Genomic DNA, 18,877 nt, shown 5'->3' with positions numbered 1-18,877 from the left:
CTGCGGCTTTCCGTCTGTCTTTCATGGATCCTTTCTGTGGGGGCAACGAGCGCCTCGAAAAGGCGATTCAATAAGAGTAATTATGTCACAATGTGCCTTCTTGGCACTAGGTGCCACTTGTGACAGAATACTCCCATGGCAGAGAAAAACCCCAGTCTTCGCGAAAGACACAAAGAGAGCACCCGGAGGGAGTTGTCCAACCTCGGGTTCGAGCTGTTTCTGAAGCAGGGCTTTACCCACACGACCATCGAGCAGATCGTCGAGCCGCTCGGGGTGGCTCGGAGGACGTTCTTTCGCTATTTCAAGACCAAAGAGGATCTGATCTTCTTGTGGCACGACGAGAAGACGGTCGAACTGGTCGATGAGTTGAAGAGGCGTCCCAGCCACGAGAGGCCATTGGATGCGGTCAGGCAGACGCTGGCCACGACGCTCCTGCGCTACGACGCCAATCCCGACATGGCCTTTGCACTGGCGCGCCTGCTGAAGGAAACGCCGGCCCTGCTCGCCAAGGAATGCGAAAAGCGGATGGAGCGGGAGATTGCGCTCGCTGCAGCACTCGTGGAGCGAGAGGGTGAGGTCGGCCTGAGCGTACTCAAGGCGCGCATCATCGTGGGCGCTGTGACGTCCGCATGGATGGCGGCCATTGACGAGTGGTATGCAACTGGCGGACAGCAGAATCTGCGGCCCATCATGGCCGAGGCGTTCTCGCTGGTGGGCGAACTGTGATGGCCTCCATGCATGCCTTGCCTCGCCAGATGGAGCGCGATCGATTCAAACTCACGGCATTCGTGTTGGCGACTGCGCTTGGCCTGGGTGGTTGCGCGACGCAGCCGCCGTATTCAACGCCCCGGATCGACGTTCCGGCCGCGTGGGCCAATGCACGCTTGGGTGCCACCGACGACGACACGGCTTCGGTACGCGACGAATGGTGGACGCGACTGCACGACCCCGCCATCGACGCACTCGTTGCCTCGGCCCTGACCGATAACCCGACGCTCGCGCAAGCGGCTGCGCGCGTCGATGAAGCACGCGCAGGACTGGGTGCCAGCCGTGCCAGACGCGCCCCCCAGCTTGGCGGCGATGGTGCGCTGTCGCGGGGCAAGTCGCAGAGCCAGACGGGAGGCACCGACACGATCAACGCCACTTCCGGTTCCCTGGGCGCGAGCCTTTCGTGGGAGCTTGACCTCTGGGGGCGCGCGCGTGCGACGGAAGAAGCGGCGCGCAGCCGACTCGACGCGCGTGACGCCGATGCCCAGGAGGCCCGATTGTCCCTGGTGGCGCAGATCGCCGACGGCGTCGTGGCATTGCGCGCCTGCAACTATTCGCTTGCCATTCGCGACCAGGACATCAGCTCGCGTGAAACCGAGCTTTCGCTGATTCGGCAGCGCCTGGCCGTCGGCAATGTCGCGCCCGTGGAGGAGGCCAGCGCACTGAGCGCGTTGGCCTCAGCGAGAACCACTCGACTGAGCCAGGAAGAGACCTGCACGGCTTTGGTTGACGCCATCGTTGCGCTCAGCGGTCGCGAGGCAACGACGATTCGGCAACTCGTGAGCCAGTCTCCCTGGCCGTCCAACGGTGCCTCGACGACATCCGCTAGTGGCGGCCGGCAGGAGGCCGCCGCCATCGTGCCTACCGCACCACCGACCCGGCTGGACCTTCCCGCGACCGTGCTCCTGCAGCATCCCACCGTCCGGTCCGCCGAGCGAGAACTGGCAGCCAGCTATGCCGAGGTTGGCGTTGCGCGTGCCGAGCGACTACCCCGCGTCGATCTGTCCGGGCTGCTCACTGGGCAATGGATTCGTGCGCTGGGATCAACGATCCACTTCGATACCTGGTCCGCCGGTGCGGCGGTATCCGTGCCGATCTTCGATGCCGGCTTGGGCGCTGCCAACGTCGATGGTGCCCAAGCGCGGTATCGCGCAGCCCTGGCCGGCCTGGCAGCCACGCTGCGTACCGCCACGCGCGATGTCGAGGACTCCCTGGCCGCGCTGTCGTCGGCCGAGCAGCGTGCGGATACCTCCCGGCAGGCCGTCGATGCGGCTGCCGTCGCGCTGCGCGCGAACGAAGCCCGGTATCGCGCAGGAGCCATCAGCCTGTTCGAGCTGGAGGGCTCGCGCCGACAGTTCAACAGCGCGCAGGAAAGCGCCATCGCCGCGGCATCTGATCGCGCTCGATCCTGGGTATCCCTCGTGCGCGCCGCAGGGAACCCGCCGCTGTCGGTCGTAGCAACGGAACCGCCCATGGCCGAAGACGCGCCCCACACACCGTCCGACAGACCCATCGCCCGTATAGGAAGTCATCGCCGATGAGCCAAGATCAAGAACACCGCAGCCCATCCACCCAGGGGCACCTCCGGAAGCACCCGGTCGCGTATTTCGTGGGCGTGATTGCCTTGGCCGTGGCGGCGTTGGCGATCATCGTCGTCAAGCGCAGCCCGGCGCCTGCCGAAGATTCTGCCGTGGCGACGCCGGCTCTGACCGTGACCAGTGCTGCCCCTCGGGAAGTCTCCTGGCCCACGGAGATCAGGGCTTCAGGCGCGATCGCTGCGTGGGAAGAAGCCAGCATCGGTGCGCAGATAGGTGGCTATCAGCTCACCGACGTGCGCGTGAATGTTGGCGATGTCGTCAAGAAGGGGCAGGTCATCGCACGCTTCGATCCTGCGCTGCTGCAGGCGGATCATGCGCAACTGAAGGCGAATGCAGATCAGGCCGCTGCCAACCGCCAGCGCGCGCTCACGTTGCAAAGCAGTGGCGCGATGAGCGATCAGGACGTGCTCCAGCTCGTGACGCAATCGAAAACCGCGGATGCACTGCTCGCGGCCAATGAATTGCGGCTGCGTTACACCGACGTCAAGGCGCCGGACGATGGTGTCATCAGTGCCAGGACAGCAACACTCGGCACCGTCGTCCCGGTGGGGCAGGAACTGTTCCGCATGATTCGTCGGGGGCGCCTGGAATGGCGCGGAGAACTGACCGCTGAGCAACTCGCTCAGGTCAAGGTCGGGCAGGAGGTCGCGCTTGACCTGCCTGACGGCAAGACCGCGAAGGGGACGGTCCGTCAGACCTCGCCCATTTTGGACAGTGCCTCGCGACTGGCCATCGTTTACGCCGATATCCCGCCGGGAAGCACGGCGCGGGCCGGCATGTACGCCAACGGCAGGCTCGGACTCGGAACGGGCCCGGCGCTGGTCGTGCCCGCTGAGAGCGTGGTCATCCGTGATGGGCACAGCCATGTCCTTGTACTGGCCGACACGAGCGCCACACCGCGCGTTTCGCTGCGAAGCGTCACCGTTGGCCGTCGCATTGGCCGAGAGGTAGAGATCACCAAGGGGCTGGCCCAGGGCGAGCATGTCGTCGTCCAAGGTGCAGGGTTCCTCAAAGATCGTGATCTGGTGCGTATCTCCCAAGGCCAACCTGCGGGAGCGGCCAGGCCATGAACTTCGCTACCTGGTCCATTCGCAACCCCATTCCCTCGATCTTGCTGTTCGTGCTGTTGGCGCTTGCCGGTTTGTGGGGGTTCCAGAAGCTGCCCACGCAGGACTTGCCCGACCTCGATCTACCCATGGTGACAGTGGCGTTATCGCAGCCGGGCGCCGCCCCTGCACAGCTTGAAACGGAGGTTGCACGCAAGGTAGAGGATGCGCTGGCGACCTTGACCGGCCTGAATCATCTGACCACATCGGTCACCGATGGACTGGTGTCGATCCAGGTGCAATTCGTACTGGAAAAGAACCTGTCGGACGCGCTGATCGAGACCAAGAACGCGGTGGATGGCATTCGCTCCGACCTGCCGCCCGACATGCTGCAACCAACGGTCAGCGCGTCCAACAGCGTCGGTGCTCCCGTGCTGACCTATGCCATCGCGTCGTCCCGCCTCAACGAAGAACAGCTCTCCTGGTTCGTGGACGATACCGTCGGCAAGACCGTGCTCGGCGTGTCCGGCGTCGGCCGCTTCGAGCGGCTTGGCGGTATTGAGCGCGAGGTTCGGATCGAGGTAGATCCTCTGCGAATGTCTGCCCTGGGCATCACGGCGGCGGACGTTTCCCGCGCGTTGCGGCAGGTGCAGCAGCAATCTTCCGGCGGCCGTGGACAGCTTGGCGGTGAAGAGCAGTCGGTTCGCACGATCGCCACGGTTCGCCAAGCATCGGAGCTTGGGGGCTTGCGCATTGCGCTGTCCAACGGCAAGAGCTTCAGGTTGGACCAGATCGCGACCATCATCGACGGTCAGGCCGAGCCGACGCACGCGGCGCTGCTCGATGGAGAGCATGTCGTCGGCTTCAGCGTGTACCGTGCAAGGGGCTTTGATGAGGTACGACTGGCCGAAGGCGTTCGCAAGGCCTTGGCCGGCCTTCAGCAGGCCGACCCCTCGCTCAGTTTGACGGAGATTTCAGGATCGATCGGGCAGACGCTGGAGCAGTACGAGGGCTCCATGGCGATGCTGTACGAGGGTGCCATCCTCGCGATGATCGTTGTCTGGTTGTTCCTGCGCGACTGGCGGGCAACGCTGATCGCGTCAACCGCTTTGCCGCTGTCCATCCTTCCCGCGTTCGCGGCCATGGCCTGGCTGGGCTTCACGCTCAACACCGTGACGCTGCTGGCGCTGGCGGTGGTGGTCGGCATCCTGGTCGATGACGCCATCGTGGAGATCGAGAACATCGAGCGCCACCGGCACATGGGCAAATCGATCCGGGAGGCTGCAGAGGACGCCGTGACCGAGATTGCCTTGGCGGTCATGGCGACCACCATGAGCCTGGTGGTCGTCTTCCTGCCGACGGCCATGATGAGCGGCATCGGCGGCCTGGTGTTCAAGCAGTTCGGCTGGACCGCCGTGATTGCGGTGCTCGCCTCGCTGCTGGTCGCGCGCCTGCTCACGCCCATGATGGCGGCCTACCTGCTCAAACCGGAGCCGATCCCCGAGAAGGAAGATGGCCGGGTGATGCGCTGGTACATGGCAACGGCGCGCTGGTGCTTGAAGCACCGCAAGACCACCTTGGGCGGAGCGGTGATCTTTCTGGCGGCCTCTCTCGCCCTGGTGCCCTTCATCGAAACGGGCTTCATCCCGGCCTCCGACAGCGGCACCACGACCGTGAGCATCGAGTTGCCGCCAGGCAGCTCGATGGACGACACGTTGGCGGTCGCCGAGTCGGCCCGCAAGGCCTTTGGCGATGTGGATGGCATCGCCCATGCCTTCGCCACGGTGGGCAACGCGCAAAGTGACGGCCCGGGGGGATCGCGGGCTGGCGAGGTTCGTCGTGCTTCGCTGACGCTCGCGCTGGCGCCGCGCGGTGACCGGCCATCGCAGCAGGCCATCGAGAAGGCCGTGCGGGAGCGCTTGATCGACGTTCCGGGTGCCCGCTTTGCCGTCGGTGGCGGCGGACCTGGCCAAAAGCTCTCGATCATCCTCGCCAGCGACAATGCCGAGGCACTCAAGGCGAGCGCGGACGCCGTGGAAGCCGAGCTGCGTGACGTCAAGGGGCTTACGGGCATCGCCTCGACGGCCAGCCTGGAGCGCCCCGAGATCATCATCCGTCCCGACCCGGAGCGCGCCGCCGAGCGTGGCGTGACGACCGCAGCGATCGGGGACGTGGTGCGGGTGGCGACCAGCGGCGATTTCGACGCTCAGGTAGCGCGCATGAACCTTGATAACCGCCAAGTCTATATCCGCGCGCGCATTCCCGATGCCGCGAGGCAAGACATCAACACGATCGGCAGTATGCGTGTGCCGGGTCGCGACGGGCCGGTGCCGCTGGGCAGCGTTGCCAGCTTGACGGTAGAAAGTGGCCCCGCGCAGATCGACCGCCACGACCGCCTTCGCAACGTCACCATTTCGGCCGACTTGGGAGGCACCGCGCTCGGAACGGCGCAGGCGGCCGCGGCCAACCTGCCGTCGATCAAGTCCCTTCCGTCCAGCGTCAAGGTGATCGAGGCCGGCGACTCGGAGATCGTTGCCGAACTCGGTGGGGGCTTTGCCATGGCGCTCGTGGTCGGGGTTCTGTGCATCTACTGCGTACTGGTGCTGCTGTTCAGGGATTTTCTTCAGCCCATCACCATCCTCTCGGCCATCCCCTTGTCCATCGGTGGCGCATTCCTCGCGCTGCTGATCACGCGCAGCCAGTTGAGCGTGCCCTCCATGATCGGGCTGGTGATGCTCATGGGGATCGTCACCAAGAACTCCATCCTGCTTGTCGAGTACGCGGTTATCGGCATGCGCGAGCGCGGATTGCCCGTTCACGAGGCGCTGCTGGATGCTTGCCACAAGCGTGCCCGTCCCATCGTGATGACCACCATCGCGATGATCGCCGGCATGTTGCCCATCGCGCTGGGACTCGGCGCGGATTCGAGCTTCCGCCGGCCGATGGCCATGGCGGTGATCGGTGGCCTCATCACATCGACTGCCCTGAGCCTGCTGGTCGTGCCGGCCGTGTTCCTGTACGTGGACAGGTTCGAGAAATGGCTGGCATCGCTCGGGTTCTTTCGACACGCAGAGCGCGCTACCGCTGGCGCGGGAGGCGCTTGAACGATGACGCAGCAACGCTCGCCGCGAAGCAGCAGTTCTTCGGCACTGTCGTTGAGTCGATACGCGGTGCGCAGGGCCTGCAAGGCCTTGCGCGAGACGACGCGGGGTCGTCAAGCCGGTAGGGAAGTTAGGCAGACGGCGCAGTGCGGCCGTCTGCCGATGAGGGCCCGCGACCCGATCGACATGGCTCGATGGCGTGGCCCGCAAGCCGCCGTTCCCCTGCGTGGGGGAAGGCATTTCTCACGTTCTCCTTGAAAGGGATCAATCATGTCATCACACCTTCAGTGGGCAACCCGGCTGCGACGCCAGCCGTCTTACGCGGCGCTGCCGATCCTGGTCGCTGGCATTTTTTCCACACCCATCGTTTCGGCGCAGACGACCGATACGAAGAAGTCTTCCATGGGGCAGGCCATCGAAGACGCCGAACGCAGCGAATCGAGGTGGGGGATCGGCGTGGCAGGTGGCATGCAGTACCGGGTGTACCGGGACTTCGACGATCGCGTGCGCGGCTTGCCGATGATCACCTATGAGAACAGGTGGATTCAGGTGGCAGGGCCGGGGCTGGACGTCAAGCTGCCGTCGGTCGGGCCGGTCTCGTTCAGGCTGCGTGGTCGCTATGCCGCGATGGAGGAATTTGATTCGGGCGATTCGCCGTACTTTGCGGGTATGCGCGATCGGGAAGCCAGCTTCTGGATCGGCGGCGCCGCCATCTGGCGCGCCGGCTTTGCCAACCTCTCTGCCGAATTGCTCACGGACGCCATGAGCAACAGCAAGGGGACTAGGGCGACGTTGCAAATCGACAGGCGCTTTACCGCAGGCTCCATCGGGCTGACCCCACGGCTGGCAGCCGAATGGGTGGATAGCAAGTACGTGGACTACTACTACGGCGTCAGGTCGGACGAGGCGCAGAGCTGGCGCCCGGCCTACGGCGGCAGTTCCTCGGTCAATACCGAGATCGGTCTTCGCGTGGACTGGCAGCCCGTGCCCAAGCACACCGTGTTCCTCGACATGGGCGCCAAGCGCATGGGCAGCTCGATCCGCGACAGTCCGCTGGTGGAAAAGAGCACGCAGTACGGCGTGGGTCTCGGCTACCTCTATCGGTTCTGAGAAAGCGATTCGTGGCATCGCCCGTTGATGGGCGTTTGCTGGGTATCGCCTTCGACTCGAATGGGCTGACGCAGCGCATAGGGACGGTCCGGTTGAACGCCGAACAGTGTGTTCATCGACCGACCCATAGCACCGGCGTTCATTCTCATTGTCAATGTGGAAGGGGCAGCTATGGCAGTTTTCGGCAAATCTAGACGTTTCAGAAATCCCGACGGCAGCGCAGCGCCCGGCACCGTGGTGCCGGCATTTCGGATGCTGGTGGTGGATAGTCTCGCAGGCCGAGGCCGTGGCGTGCCTAGAAAGGCAGCGGTGCCATGTGTGGCGCCCGATCTTGCGGCGATTGCCGCTCCACCGGGAGTGGGTGAAGGCGCGCGCCTGACGTGGATCGGGCATGCAAGCTGGCTGGTGCAGCTCGAAGGAAAGTCGTTACTCATCGATCCAGTCTTCGGTGAGCTTGCCCTGGGACCAGGGGGACGGAATGTTCCGGCTGGCCTTCAGCCCGAGAACCTGCCTCCCATCGACGCAGTGCTGATCAGTCACAACCACTACGACCATCTGGATCTCCCGTCCGTGAGGAGCGTCGGTGCGCCGGTGATCGCCGGCCTGGGCATGACCTCGTTCTTTGCAAAGAAAGGTATTTCGGCAAGCGAGCTGGCTTGGTGGCAGTCCGTTGACTTGGGCCCCGTGAGGGTGACTTTTGTACCGGCCCAGCACTACAGCCGCCGCGGGCTGACCGATGCCAACGAGACGCTGTGGGGTGGATTCATTGTCGAGGGAGATTCCGTATGCATCTATCACTCCGGCGATACGGGATATTTCGACGGCTTCCGAGAGATTGGACAACGGTTTCCGATGATCGACGCCGCGCTATTGCCCATTGGCGCCTACGACCCGTCTTGGTTCATGCGCCGCCAGCACATGAACCCCGAGGAGGCTGTCCAGGCGTACATGGATCTCGGTGCCGGCCACTTCTTCGCCATGCATTGGGGCACCTTCAAGCTGACGTACGAACCGCTCGATGAACCACCGGTTCGCCTGGCTACAGAGTGGAAGCGCCTAGGGCTTCCTACAGCGGAAAAGCGTGTTCTCGCCGTTGGCGAAACCGCGAACGTGTGGCGGTTCCCGAATGACTAAGTCCATCGTCACCCTGGGAAGGCGAGCGACACCGAGGCATCGCGCGCTGGCACACACTGATCCGGCGCCAGGACACATTGGCCGTCTTGCGCAAACCGTGGTCGCCAGTCCTGCGTGGAAACGCTGGATGGCCTTGGGAGCAATGCTCTGCGGAGATCCAGCGCTGGCAGACGAGGGCTGTGACCGCAAAGGGGTTGCGGCTGAATCCACCGTCAATCTGCGTGTCGACAACGACATGTTTGGCGGCCTCGGTCAGGACCAGGGCTATTCCAATGGGTTCCTGCTGACCGTGGTCTCGCCCAATCTGATCCATCGTGCTGACGACCCGTGCCTGCCCGATATCGCTAGACGCCTGAATCAAGCGTTCTCCGGTTTGCAGCCTGGCGGCATCGATGAGCTGAACATGACGATGGGGGTAGGGCAGACGATGTATACGCCCACGGACCGCGTGCCACGCGAACTCATTGCCGACGATCGTCCTTATGCTGGCGCGCTAATGTTCAGCCTGGGCTACAACGCTCGCAAAGGTGACCATCTCCGTACTTCGCAGTTGCGGCTGGGCATCGTTGGCCCGGCCGCCAAGGCAGGTGAGGTTCAAGATTGGTGGCACGGTGTCATTGGCGTGGACCGCTTCAACGGCTGGGACAACCAATTGCACAACGAACCAGTGGTGCAGTTCATTCACGAGCGTCGCACTCGTTTTGCGCCGATGCAGTCCACCGGGTCGTGGCGCTGGGACGCGATCTCACACTGGGGCGGCAGCCTGGGCAACTTCGCTACTTACGCTAATACCGGGATGGAATTGCGTTTCGGCTACCTGTTGCCGGATGACTTCGGTACCGCCCCGCTGCGGCCTGCCGGTGAAAACACGTCCCCGATCCGGACGAGCGCGACACAGGGTTGGCGCGGCCACCTGTTTGTCGCTGCCGATGCGCGCTGGGTCCTGCGCGACATCACGCTCGACGGCAACACCTTTCGCTCCAGCCACAGTGTGGACAAGCGCCCATTCGTGGCCGACATCGGCTATGGCATCGCTTTCACCCACGGTCATTGGCGTGTTGCCTTTGCGCGCTACCACCGAACGCGCGAATTCGAAGGGCAGCATGAGAGACCCACCTTTGGCAGCTTCACCATCGGCAGGCGTTTCTGACTGGCCTGATTCAAGGAGAAACAAGGTGAAACCCATGAGATCGCAGTACGTTGTCGTGATGACCGGAGCCACGAGTGGCTTTGGCTCATTTACCCTACAGGACCTCGCGACCTCTCCAGACACGAGGGTCATCGTGGGTGCCCGTGGAAAGAACCGAGCCGTACCGAATGGCGTCGAGGTTCTCCCGCTCAATCTCGCCTCTCTGGCCACCGTGCGCGCCTTTGCCGATGCCTTGATACAGCAACTCGGCGACAAGCGCATCGACATCCTTGTCCTCAATGCCGGCTTGCATGGCACAGCGGCCGATCAACGAAGCCAAGAGGGCTACGGACTGACGTTCGCGGTCAACCACCTCGCTCACTATCTGCTGGCGCGTCTTCTGCTGCCGCACATGGCCGAGCATGGCCGGCTGGTGATCACTTCGAGCAACATGCACAACCCGCCCATCAAGGCGATCGGCCCCAAGATGCTGGACGTTCAGGAGTGGGCCCATCCGACGAAGGGCGGCTCGGGAGACGGCATTCGGTCTTACACGGCCTCGAAGCTATGCAACCTCATGACGGCGTTGTACCTGGCCCGGCATGAGACGGTGCTGGCGCGCCAGATTGATGTCATTGCTTTCAATCCCGGGCTCACGGGAGGTGCCGCCGGCCGCGAAGCGTCGGCTTTGCAGAAGGCGATCCTCGGCATCGTGATGCGCACGGTATTCCCTCTGCTCGGGCTCTTTCGCCCGGAGTTCGTCATGAACGCTCCAGAGCACTCCGGCAGGATGCTGGCCGACGTGGCGCTGGGGACCCTTCGCCTGCCTGACGAACGCATGTACGTCTCCCTGGTCAAGGGACAGCCTACGTTCCCCGATCCATCGGCATTGGCGCGCGACCACGAGGCACAGGAGAGATTGTGGCGTGAGAGTGCTGCTCTGGTCGGCCTGGAGGAGCGATCCATATGAATTGCGCAGATAGGCAATCCCACTCGAAAGACAACCAAGCCGTGAGCTTCTTGTCATGGACAACCTGACTCACACGTTGGTAGGAGCCGCTTTGGGGCAGGCCGGCCTCAAGCGCCGCACAGCGCTCGCTATGCCGGCATTGATGATCGGTGCGAATCTGTCAGATGTGGATGTCCTGTGTATCGCTTTCGGCGAGGCGCTTTCGTGCAGGCGCGGGTGGACGCATGGTCCGATCGGGCTGCTCGTGCTGCCAGCCCTGCTAACGCTTGCGTTGCTGTGGTTCGACAGATGGCAGATGCGAAGAGGGTCAAGGCCTGTTGGGCGCCCAGCCGTCCTGCCAGGCCAGCTCTTGCTACTCAGCTACGTTGGCGCGCTGTCGCATCCGTTGCTCGACCTGATGAACAACTGGGGCATTCGCCTTCTGATGCCGTTCTCGGAACGATGGTTCTACGGTGATGCGCTCTTCATCGTCGATCCATGGATCTGGCTCGTGCTCGGGGCAGGAATCTGGCTGTCCCGGCGCCGCGAGCGCTCCGATAGGGGCAGGATCTCGCGTCCAGCGGTGGCTGCCCTGTTGGTGACGGTGCTCTACAGTGGAGCCATGGCTGCAAGCGGGCGGATGGCCGAGAAGCGCGTAGCTCAGCAATTCGAGGAATCTGGTCTTGGCAAGCCTCAGCAGGTGCTGGCGAGCCCCGTGTTCGCTGACCCGTTCAAGCGGCGTGTTGTCGTTCAAACGCAAAGCCACTACGGGTTTGGCGAATACAGCTGGCTTTCCGCTCCCCACGCTTCATTGGATCGGAAACTCGTTGAGTCGCACATGGACGAACCGGCCGTTTCACTGGCGGCCGAACGGAGTAGTGGAGCGGCCGATTTCCTCTATTGGTCGCGCTTTCCTTTCGCAACGATCAGGGGAAGCGATAAAAGCACAGTTGTGACGCTTGGAGATGCCCGATTTGGAGACCGCCCGGACAGCGGGATGTTCTCGGTAACGACCACGCTACCAGCGGAGTTGGCGAAGCACGGTGGCAAGGCTGACGTAGTCGATCCATGCAATGCTCCATGCGAGGAGCGTTGACGACTACCGCCTCTCTTCTGCCGTTATCCCTATGAGCGATGGTATGGCGCCGACTGAATAGGGGCGATAGCTGCTATCGCCGAGCTTGTATGCCCAAATGGGGGGAGAACGTGACTCACGACATGCCGCCAATTCGCCGCGAGTTTTCCAGTTGAAAAATGAGTCAGCACCACCAGAGAATCGCCGTTCGCTGGTGGTGCTTGTCCACGAGCGACTACATGAGCAGCACGATGCGGCCGGCGACGCGTCGTCCGAGTTCCGCATCTTTAATCACCGACAATGCGTCGGAGAACGGTGCTTCCAGGCCAATTGAGGAGCGCAGCTTTCCATCTCCGGCCAACTTGGCGATGTCTTCCAGGTTCTTGAAGCCGCCCGTCGAGAACGTCATCTTGTAGCGTCCAGACACCAAACCTCGCAGCATCCTGCCCGGCGTCGGATTGATGTCAATGAAGCGGCCCCGCGGTTTCAGCAGCGTGAGCCCATCGGCGACAGGCAGCGTGCCGAGCGTGTCGAACACTGCGTCGTACAGGCCATCGGATGCGAATGAAGCCCTGTCCGAGTATGTAAATACTGGATTGACGCCGGCAGATTTCACGTTGGCCAGCGAGCTGGCGCCGCAGGCACCAGAGACATGCGCCCCGCGGGCCAGCGCGAGTTGGACCGCGCTGCTGCCTACCGCACCGCTGCAACCATGAATGAAGATCCTCGAACCGCTGCTGGCCCGGGCAACGCCAACGATAGCCGCCCAAGCTGTCGCGGCCGGAATGGGGAGGCATGCCGCCTCGCTGAACGAAAGCGTGGCGGGCTTTCGCACGACCAGTTCAGCGCTGGCATCAATGATCTCGGCGAATGCGCCTTGCCTTTTGATCTCGGCAGTACCGAACACTTCATCTCCCACTTGAATTCCCTTGACCTGGGCGCCGACGGCTTCCACCACGCCTGCGAAATCCGAACCCATGCCTTGCGGAAATTTCCGTCCAGTGACGAACTTCATGACGCCGCGCCGCAGCTTCCAGTCCAGCGGGTTGATCGCTGCGGCTTTGACGCGAACGCGAACCCTCTGCGGCTCAAGCGGTGGCAGCTCGTACTCGCCAAACGACATTTCTTCAGGGCCACCGTAGCGGCCGAATTGCACTCTCTTCATAGGTGGATCGTCCAAGTATGTTTGGTAGAAATCTCAATGCCGATTTAGGCTGTATTGATGGGGCAATGCGTTCTCAACGCCATCAATCGTTGATCTGTCTGCAGCTGCTGTCCCGCCAGATGGTGACCCTTGCAGCACCGCTGTCATGACCGAGGTCTGCCAATCCAGATACGGATTGAAAGTCAGTCGCGCGTGGACTTTGCCTTCCTCGCGATAACCCCAGTCCGAATACCAGACCGGCACACCTTTCTCGCAGGCCTGGGTGTCTTCTGCACTAAAGCCGTTCAGGCAGATGCGCATGCTTCCGCCCTCGCCATACACAGGGTTGTCCATCGAAAACGTCAGGCCCATGTGGGAGAACTGGCTGATGCGCCATTCGGGCAAGCGGTCCGGACGAACCAAGACGCGCCGCCGATCCACCAGGCCCTTCGGTTCAGCCCCATACCAGATCATGCGGCTGTTGGGATGCGTGAAGCGCTCCTGGAAAACTTGGAGTAGATAGTCGGTGTCCAGCACGGAATCGTGCTCGGCGACGACCATGAAGACCGGCTTGTCATAGGTCTGCTCTCGCAACAGCCGACGCGCATTGGCGCTGGTTCTATAGAACTGCGCAAATCCATTGGCGGGCACGTTGAAATACTTGACGGCGTTCTGCATCGACCTCGTTCCATCCGGCGTGATGAGCCAGGGCCGGATACGGGCCGCCAAGGGAGCCAGCCAATCGAAGGGCATGCTCTTGAATCCCGGCGAGAACAGCACCAGCCCTGCGACCTCGGGATGCGAATAGGCGTAGTCAAGAACCAGATTGGCGCCGGTGGAAAAGCCGCCCAAGTACACCGGGCCCTCGACATCCTGCTGCAATGCTTTGGCCTGGTCCCACACAACCTGCCGCCATTGCTCCGCTGTCGTTTTCAGCAGATCCTCCGGGCGCGTTCCGTGCCCGGGAAGAAGCACCGTTCGGACGAGAAATCCTTGATCTGCCAGCGGCTGGCCTAGGTCCTGGAACGACCATGGTGAGTCACCCAAGCCATGCACGAGCAGAATCCCCTTGCTGGGACGGCTGCCGTTGTCCGACGACGCGGGTCGCCACTCCTGCGGCGTATTCCAAGCCAGTTCGGCATCGTGATCGGCAAGTTGGAAGCTGCGGCCAGCCTGGATATGTTGGATCGTGTCGCGTCGATATTCATCGAAGCTCACTGATTCAGCAGGCGGGTCGCTGAATCGCACCGTGGCGCAGCCGGCCGATAGGCCGACTGCAACCAAGGCTACTGCGATCAGAACACAACAGCGCATCGCACGGCCCAAGATCGTCCCTCGAACTGATTCAAGCGAGTTCGGCATGATCTTCGTCAGTGAGCCGGATGCCGCCGGCGGCGACGTTCTCTTCAAGATGCTGGACCGACCCTGTGCCAGGGATTGCCAGCATGACCGGCGAAGACGCCAGCAACCAGGCAAGGGCGATCTGGGTAGGCGTAGCGCCATGCCGCTTCGCCACACGGGTAAGCCGCCCATCGTCGATCTCGCCCATACCGCCGCCAAGGGGGAAGAACGGACAGAAGGCGATGCCGGCTTCTTCGCACGCCTGCAGCAGGCTCCGATCCTCGCGCTTGGCGATGTGAAAGTTGTTCTGCACGGCCACGAGGGGGGCGATGGCTCGGGCCTCGTCGAAGTGGCCGATATCGACATTGCTGATGCCGAGATGGCGAATCAGTCCCTCTTCGCGCAATGCGGCCAGCGCCTCGAAGCGCTCGGCCAGCGACTCGCCATGTGGCACCGTCATCTCGCCGATGCGCAGGTACACCAGGTCGAGACGATTGATCCCCAGACTTGCCAGGTTCTCCTCGACGAGCCTGCGCATTTCCGCCCCGGTGGCGGGTCGGTGGCTGCCATCTGAGTTGAAAACGACACCAACCTTGGTCGCGATCACCAAGTTGGAAGGGTAGGGATGCAGGGCTTCGCGGATGAGCGCATTGGCTTTTACTGCACCATCTGTGCTTTGGTAGAAATCGGCTGTGTCGATCAGGTTGACGCCAAGTTCCACGGCGCGGCGCAGTACCGCGCGGCCGGTCTCCGGATCGCGAGCCGGACCGCGGAAACCATTGCAAGGCAGGCGCATGGCGCCAAAGCCGAGCCGGTTGATGGAGAGGTCTCCCCCAAGACGGAATTCAAGGGGATTGGAAGCGGTGGTGTTCATTGCATACTCCTGGGAGAAATTGAGCAGGTCGCAAGGTTGAGAGAAGCGAGCGGATCAGGCGCACCCAAGCCGTTCGGCAACCCGGTCGAAGATGTATTCGGTGGCCGTGGCGTAGCCTCCGATCTGGCAATGCGACTGCGCCGTCGAGGACTCATCAAACAGCAGGTATTCTTTGGGGCACTGCAAGGCGTCGTAGAACGGCTTGGCGCCGTGGAAGACCTCGCCAGTGCCGTCCAGAACGAGCGTTTCGCAGGTCACCTGGTCCAGGATGGCCGAGTTGTCGTAAGCCTGGAGGGCTTGCACCACATCCTTGATCGTGTTCGGCACACCGTGCTTCCAGGCGTAGTCGCGAACCAAGTTGCGCATCTGTTCGGGAAGTTGATCCATTGGCTGGTCGGCAAAACGCTCCAGCTGCGCGATGATCTGACGTCCCCAGCTGATGTTGCCCGGATCGGTGATGCAGAGCTTGATGCGTTTGTCGAACGCTGCCACGCGAGGCGCCAGATAGCCGCCGAAGCTCAAGCCCATCAGTGAGATCTTGGATGCATCGATCTCGGAGAACTTTTCCAGCGCGAAGTCGATCAGCGGGCTCACAACCTTCTCCCAGTCGGGGCGGAAAGTCAGGTTGTTCAGACGAAGCGCGAAGCCCTGGCCTGGACCATCGTAGGTAAGGCAGTGGATTCCCCGTTGAAGCGCGCCTGCGCAAACCCAGCGGGTGTCCTCGGCCCAGGTATCCCGGCCCGGTGTGACGATGAGCAGCGGGGCTTTTTCGCCAGCATGGGGGGACCTGTAGAAGTACCCCGGGAGGAAGCTGCCTTCGTAAGGAATCTCGATGCGTTCGGCTGGATAGCCCGACATCGAGATGTAGCGCTCGTAGCACGATGCGCTGGCGACTGCGTACTCCTTCATACGCTTGTCCTCGAAGTCACTGAAGTACAGCAGCGCGCAACGCCAGTACGTCGAAGCGCGCAGGTAGGCGCTGGCCGCAGTGACGCGCCTGCCTTTTCTGTCCGCCTCTTCGGCCCGGTCTTGCAACCGGCTCGCCAGTGCGGACCAGGCACTGACCCAGGCCTCTTCGTCGCTGCCCTTGAGTTGGTGCACCACGTCCATGACCTCGCCGAAGTCGGTCATGCCATACGGCATCAGGCCCAGGATGTGCTTGAGCAGCGCATCGAGCAGCACGTTGTCGTTGAAGAAGCTCGGTTGTGCCCAGTGCTTTGAGGTAATTGCAGTAGCCGCCGTACCGGCACTTCCTGCACGACCGTTGTTCGAATCGGGATTCTTTTGGTGATCTGTCATGATTTGATTACCTCGTTTCGCGTAAGCGATAAATGCGCTGGTTTTGACTTGGCCGCCCGGGATTCAATTTCATGTAGGTGCTCGGGTGGCGCAGGCAGGAAGGCTGGGAGACAGCCCCAGTGATTGCTTTTTTCACTTCTCCTTTCCCTTTTCGTTCGGTTGGCTGGAGGCGCCGTAGAGAAAGGTCCGAACGGCATAGCTCACGATGTCGTCAATTTCGCTTTCGGATAGAGGCTCAGAACGCAGCCCTGACGCGGAGAGCAACTTGGCATGGGCTGCCACCAAGCTGATGAACTGCTCGGCAAGTACTTGCGCTGGCACGGCGCTGGACAAGCCGCGCTCAAGCCGCTGCTGTCCCTCAATCCATTGCGAGAGGATGCGGATGGCCTTGCCATAGCTCACATCCCACATCGCTCGGGCTACGTCTGGAAAGCGCCTTCCTTCGTTGACGAGGAGGCGATGCAACGCCAGGGTGCGCGGCGAAAGCGCTGATCTCAGCAGTTGCTGAGCGAGCAGCGGAAGCACAGCGCTTGGTTCCGTCTGCCCAATGTTCAATTGCTCCAGCGGCTTGGCTACCTCGGCGCACATGGCCGTCATCGATTCCTGGAACAGTCCTTCCTTGCCGCCAAAGTGGCTGTAGATGTTGCTCCGTGAGCCACCGACGCGTGCGATCAAGTCATCAACAGCTACGCCTTCAAAGCCGCGTTCCAAGAACAGCTCCGCAGCTACGGAGATCAAGTCTTGTACGCGCTGGGCGCCTTTGGCTGTTCGATGCTTTGTCGGTGAGGTGCGCTGATCGTTAACCACCTAAGTTGTCCTTGGCTGCAATGTTATGTACCGTACTATACAGTACAAAATATGGCGTGCCAACTTCATCTGCGTTAGCCGGAAGGAAGCACCAGCCCCCATGAGGACGGGATAACCAAAGCAAGGACTACGGCATGGAACTTCGTCACCTGCGTTGCTTTCTCGCGGTTGCGGAAGAGCTTCACTTCGCGCGTGCAGCGGAAAGGTTGCACATTGAACAATCGCCCCTTTCTCGCACCATTAAGGAGCTGGAGGAGGATCTGGGGGCGCAGTTGTTTATTCGCTCCAGTCGAAGCACCCGCTTGACAAGGGCGGGCAAGCTGTTTCTTGAGCATGTGCCGCGGGTGTTCACTGCCTTAAAGCAAGCACGCGAGAGTGTGCAAGCGGCTTCCAATGGCTTCCAAGGTCAGTTGAGAATCGCGGTTTCCGACGGCATCACTTCGTCGCGTCTCTCGAACTTGCTGGCAACGTGCCGGGAGGACGAGCCGGAAATCGATATTCGTCTGTTCCAGGTCTCGCTGTCCCAACAACTCAAAGGGCTGCAAGACGATCTGTATGACGTAGGGTTTGCTCAATCCGACGAAGTAGGTGACGGCATAACGGCCGAAGCCGTATGGAGCGATCCGCTGATGGTGGCTGTGCCAGCACGGCATCACCTACTCAAGCACAAGCGAATCCCATTGGAAGAATTGCTGCAGTTCCCGCTGGTGCTCTGCGATCCGCAGGCGTGCGAGGGGCATGCTCGCCAGGTAGAACGCATGCTGCGTCGATCAGACCGCGACCCGCTAATCGTCGAGCGTGTCACTTCGTTCGAGCTGATGATGGTGGTGGTTTCTGCTGGCTTCGCCTTGGGTCTAGCCGGCGTATCGCATATCGTCGCGAGTCGGGAATGCGGCGTGGTGGCCCGGCCCTTGGCCGGGCGCTCCCCCATACTGACCACCTACCTTTTGCGGCGCGAAGGGGAAGACTCCGAAATGTTGACCCGATTCGTCGAACGGGTGCAGGCAATCGAATTGCCCAAGGGGACCAGGCCCGTCCCACCGCCTGAACCTGATCCCCAGGAGGAAATCAAGCTATGAAGCGAATTGCCCCATTGCTGGTGATCGCGGCGCTCACGGCCTGCGGTCAATCGGAGACGCCGACGCAGGCCAACGTGCCGACCGTGGACGAGCTGGCCGCCGATCCGGCGCGGTTGAAGGAGCTGCGCCAGCAATGCAAGACCGATCGGGCTAAGCTGGGTGACGAGCTCTGCAACCGCGTGGCCGAAGCTACGCGCAAACGGTTCTACGGCGATGGGAAGACGCCCTACACACCATCGGAGACGCCGCAGTAGTTCTGATCGCCAGCCCTTCGCAAGAAACCCGGTTTCTCTTTGCCAACACGCCGCAGCGTGCTCGCGCCTGCGGCGTTTCTATTGGGTTGTTTGCAGCCTGAAACGATGCTTTTTTCATCATCTAGCTTTCGATAACAGTCTTTGACCGGCACCGACCCGGCACTGATCC

General features: G+C 62.1%; 16 protein-coding genes. 11 read left to right on the top strand and 5 right to left on the bottom strand.

Annotated elements, in window-relative coordinates; genetic code table 11:
• Positions 1-135: 135 nt before the first annotated feature.
• From BW992_RS01930 to BW992_RS01890, 9 genes are all read left to right on the top strand, one after another.
• The gene (locus tag BW992_RS01930; protein WP_076405434.1) at positions 136-726 is read left to right on the top strand and encodes a TetR/AcrR family transcriptional regulator; all 591 of its coding nucleotides are present in this window, start codon (positions 136-138) and stop codon (positions 724-726) included.
• A complete protein-coding gene (locus BW992_RS01925) occupies positions 726-2,309 on the top strand; it encodes an efflux transporter outer membrane subunit (RefSeq protein WP_197685713.1) in 1,584 nt (527 codons plus the stop codon). The genes BW992_RS01930 and BW992_RS01925 overlap by 1 nt, the downstream gene beginning before the upstream one ends.
• The gene (locus tag BW992_RS01920; protein WP_083714523.1) at positions 2,306-3,436 is read left to right on the top strand and encodes an efflux RND transporter periplasmic adaptor subunit; all 1,131 of its coding nucleotides are present in this window, start codon (positions 2,306-2,308) and stop codon (positions 3,434-3,436) included. Before BW992_RS01925 ends, BW992_RS01920 begins: the two co-directional genes overlap by 4 nt.
• On the top strand, positions 3,433-6,516 hold the full coding sequence (locus BW992_RS01915) for an efflux RND transporter permease subunit (protein WP_076405432.1): 3,084 nt from the start codon (positions 3,433-3,435) through the stop codon (positions 6,514-6,516). The genes BW992_RS01920 and BW992_RS01915 overlap by 4 nt, the downstream gene beginning before the upstream one ends.
• Before the next feature lie 267 nt (positions 6,517-6,783).
• Positions 6,784-7,623: a MipA/OmpV family protein gene (locus BW992_RS01910; RefSeq protein ID WP_231991099.1), complete on the top strand. Its 840-nt coding sequence runs from the start codon at positions 6,784-6,786 to the stop codon at positions 7,621-7,623.
• A gap of 171 nt (positions 7,624-7,794) precedes the next feature.
• The gene (locus tag BW992_RS01905; protein ID WP_076405430.1) at positions 7,795-8,757 is read left to right on the top strand and encodes an MBL fold metallo-hydrolase; all 963 of its coding nucleotides are present in this window, start codon (positions 7,795-7,797) and stop codon (positions 8,755-8,757) included.
• Entirely contained in the window at positions 8,750-9,907 is a 1,158-nt protein-coding gene (locus BW992_RS01900; protein WP_231991098.1) for a lipid A deacylase LpxR family protein, read from the top strand. The genes BW992_RS01905 and BW992_RS01900 overlap by 8 nt, the downstream gene beginning before the upstream one ends.
• A gap of 34 nt (positions 9,908-9,941) precedes the next feature.
• Positions 9,942-10,856 carry an SDR family NAD(P)-dependent oxidoreductase gene (locus BW992_RS01895; RefSeq protein ID WP_076405426.1) on the top strand — a complete coding sequence of 305 codons (915 nt, stop codon included), beginning with the start codon at positions 9,942-9,944 and terminating at the stop codon, positions 10,854-10,856.
• A gap of 55 nt (positions 10,857-10,911) precedes the next feature.
• Positions 10,912-11,931, top strand: a complete 1,020-nt coding sequence (locus tag BW992_RS01890) for a metal-dependent hydrolase (RefSeq protein ID WP_076405424.1) — start codon at positions 10,912-10,914, stop codon at positions 11,929-11,931.
• 214 nt (positions 11,932-12,145) lie between these two features.
• On the opposite strand, the gene BW992_RS01885 is transcribed toward BW992_RS01890, so the two are convergent.
• The 5 genes from BW992_RS01885 to BW992_RS01865 form a co-directional block, all read right to left on the bottom strand.
• On the bottom strand, positions 12,146-13,075 hold the full coding sequence (locus BW992_RS01885; RefSeq protein ID WP_076405422.1) for an NAD(P)-dependent alcohol dehydrogenase: 930 nt from the start codon (positions 13,073-13,075) through the stop codon (positions 12,146-12,148).
• 33 nt (positions 13,076-13,108) lie between these two features.
• The gene (locus BW992_RS01880; protein ID WP_083714522.1) at positions 13,109-14,416 is read right to left on the bottom strand and encodes an alpha/beta hydrolase; all 1,308 of its coding nucleotides are present in this window, start codon (positions 14,414-14,416) and stop codon (positions 13,109-13,111) included.
• Positions 14,400-15,269 (bottom strand): aldo/keto reductase, encoded by an 870-nt coding sequence (locus tag BW992_RS01875; protein WP_076405420.1) that lies wholly within the window; start codon positions 15,267-15,269, stop codon positions 14,400-14,402. The genes BW992_RS01880 and BW992_RS01875 overlap by 17 nt, the downstream gene beginning before the upstream one ends.
• Positions 15,270-15,323: 54 nt before the next feature.
• The gene (locus tag BW992_RS01870; RefSeq protein ID WP_231991097.1) at positions 15,324-16,568 is read right to left on the bottom strand and encodes an alpha/beta hydrolase family protein; all 1,245 of its coding nucleotides are present in this window, start codon (positions 16,566-16,568) and stop codon (positions 15,324-15,326) included.
• A 132-nt stretch (positions 16,569-16,700) separates the two neighbouring features.
• The gene (locus BW992_RS01865; RefSeq protein ID WP_076405418.1) at positions 16,701-17,375 is read right to left on the bottom strand and encodes a TetR/AcrR family transcriptional regulator; all 675 of its coding nucleotides are present in this window, start codon (positions 17,373-17,375) and stop codon (positions 16,701-16,703) included.
• A 134-nt stretch (positions 17,376-17,509) separates the two neighbouring features.
• On the opposite strand from BW992_RS01865, the gene BW992_RS01860 reads away from it, so the two are divergent.
• Positions 17,510-18,454: a LysR family transcriptional regulator gene (locus BW992_RS01860; protein ID WP_076405416.1), complete on the top strand. Its 945-nt coding sequence runs from the start codon at positions 17,510-17,512 to the stop codon at positions 18,452-18,454.
• The gene (locus BW992_RS01855; RefSeq protein WP_076405414.1) at positions 18,451-18,708 is read left to right on the top strand and encodes an EexN family lipoprotein; all 258 of its coding nucleotides are present in this window, start codon (positions 18,451-18,453) and stop codon (positions 18,706-18,708) included. Before BW992_RS01860 ends, BW992_RS01855 begins: the two co-directional genes overlap by 4 nt.
• Positions 18,709-18,877 lie beyond the last annotated feature (169 nt).

The organism is Pseudomonas sp. 7SR1 (assembly GCF_900156465.1).
Lineage (GTDB): Bacteria > Pseudomonadota > Gammaproteobacteria > Pseudomonadales > Pseudomonadaceae > Aquipseudomonas.
Note: the sequence above shows the minus strand (reverse complement) of the source record. Positions and strands in the feature narration are given on the sequence as shown.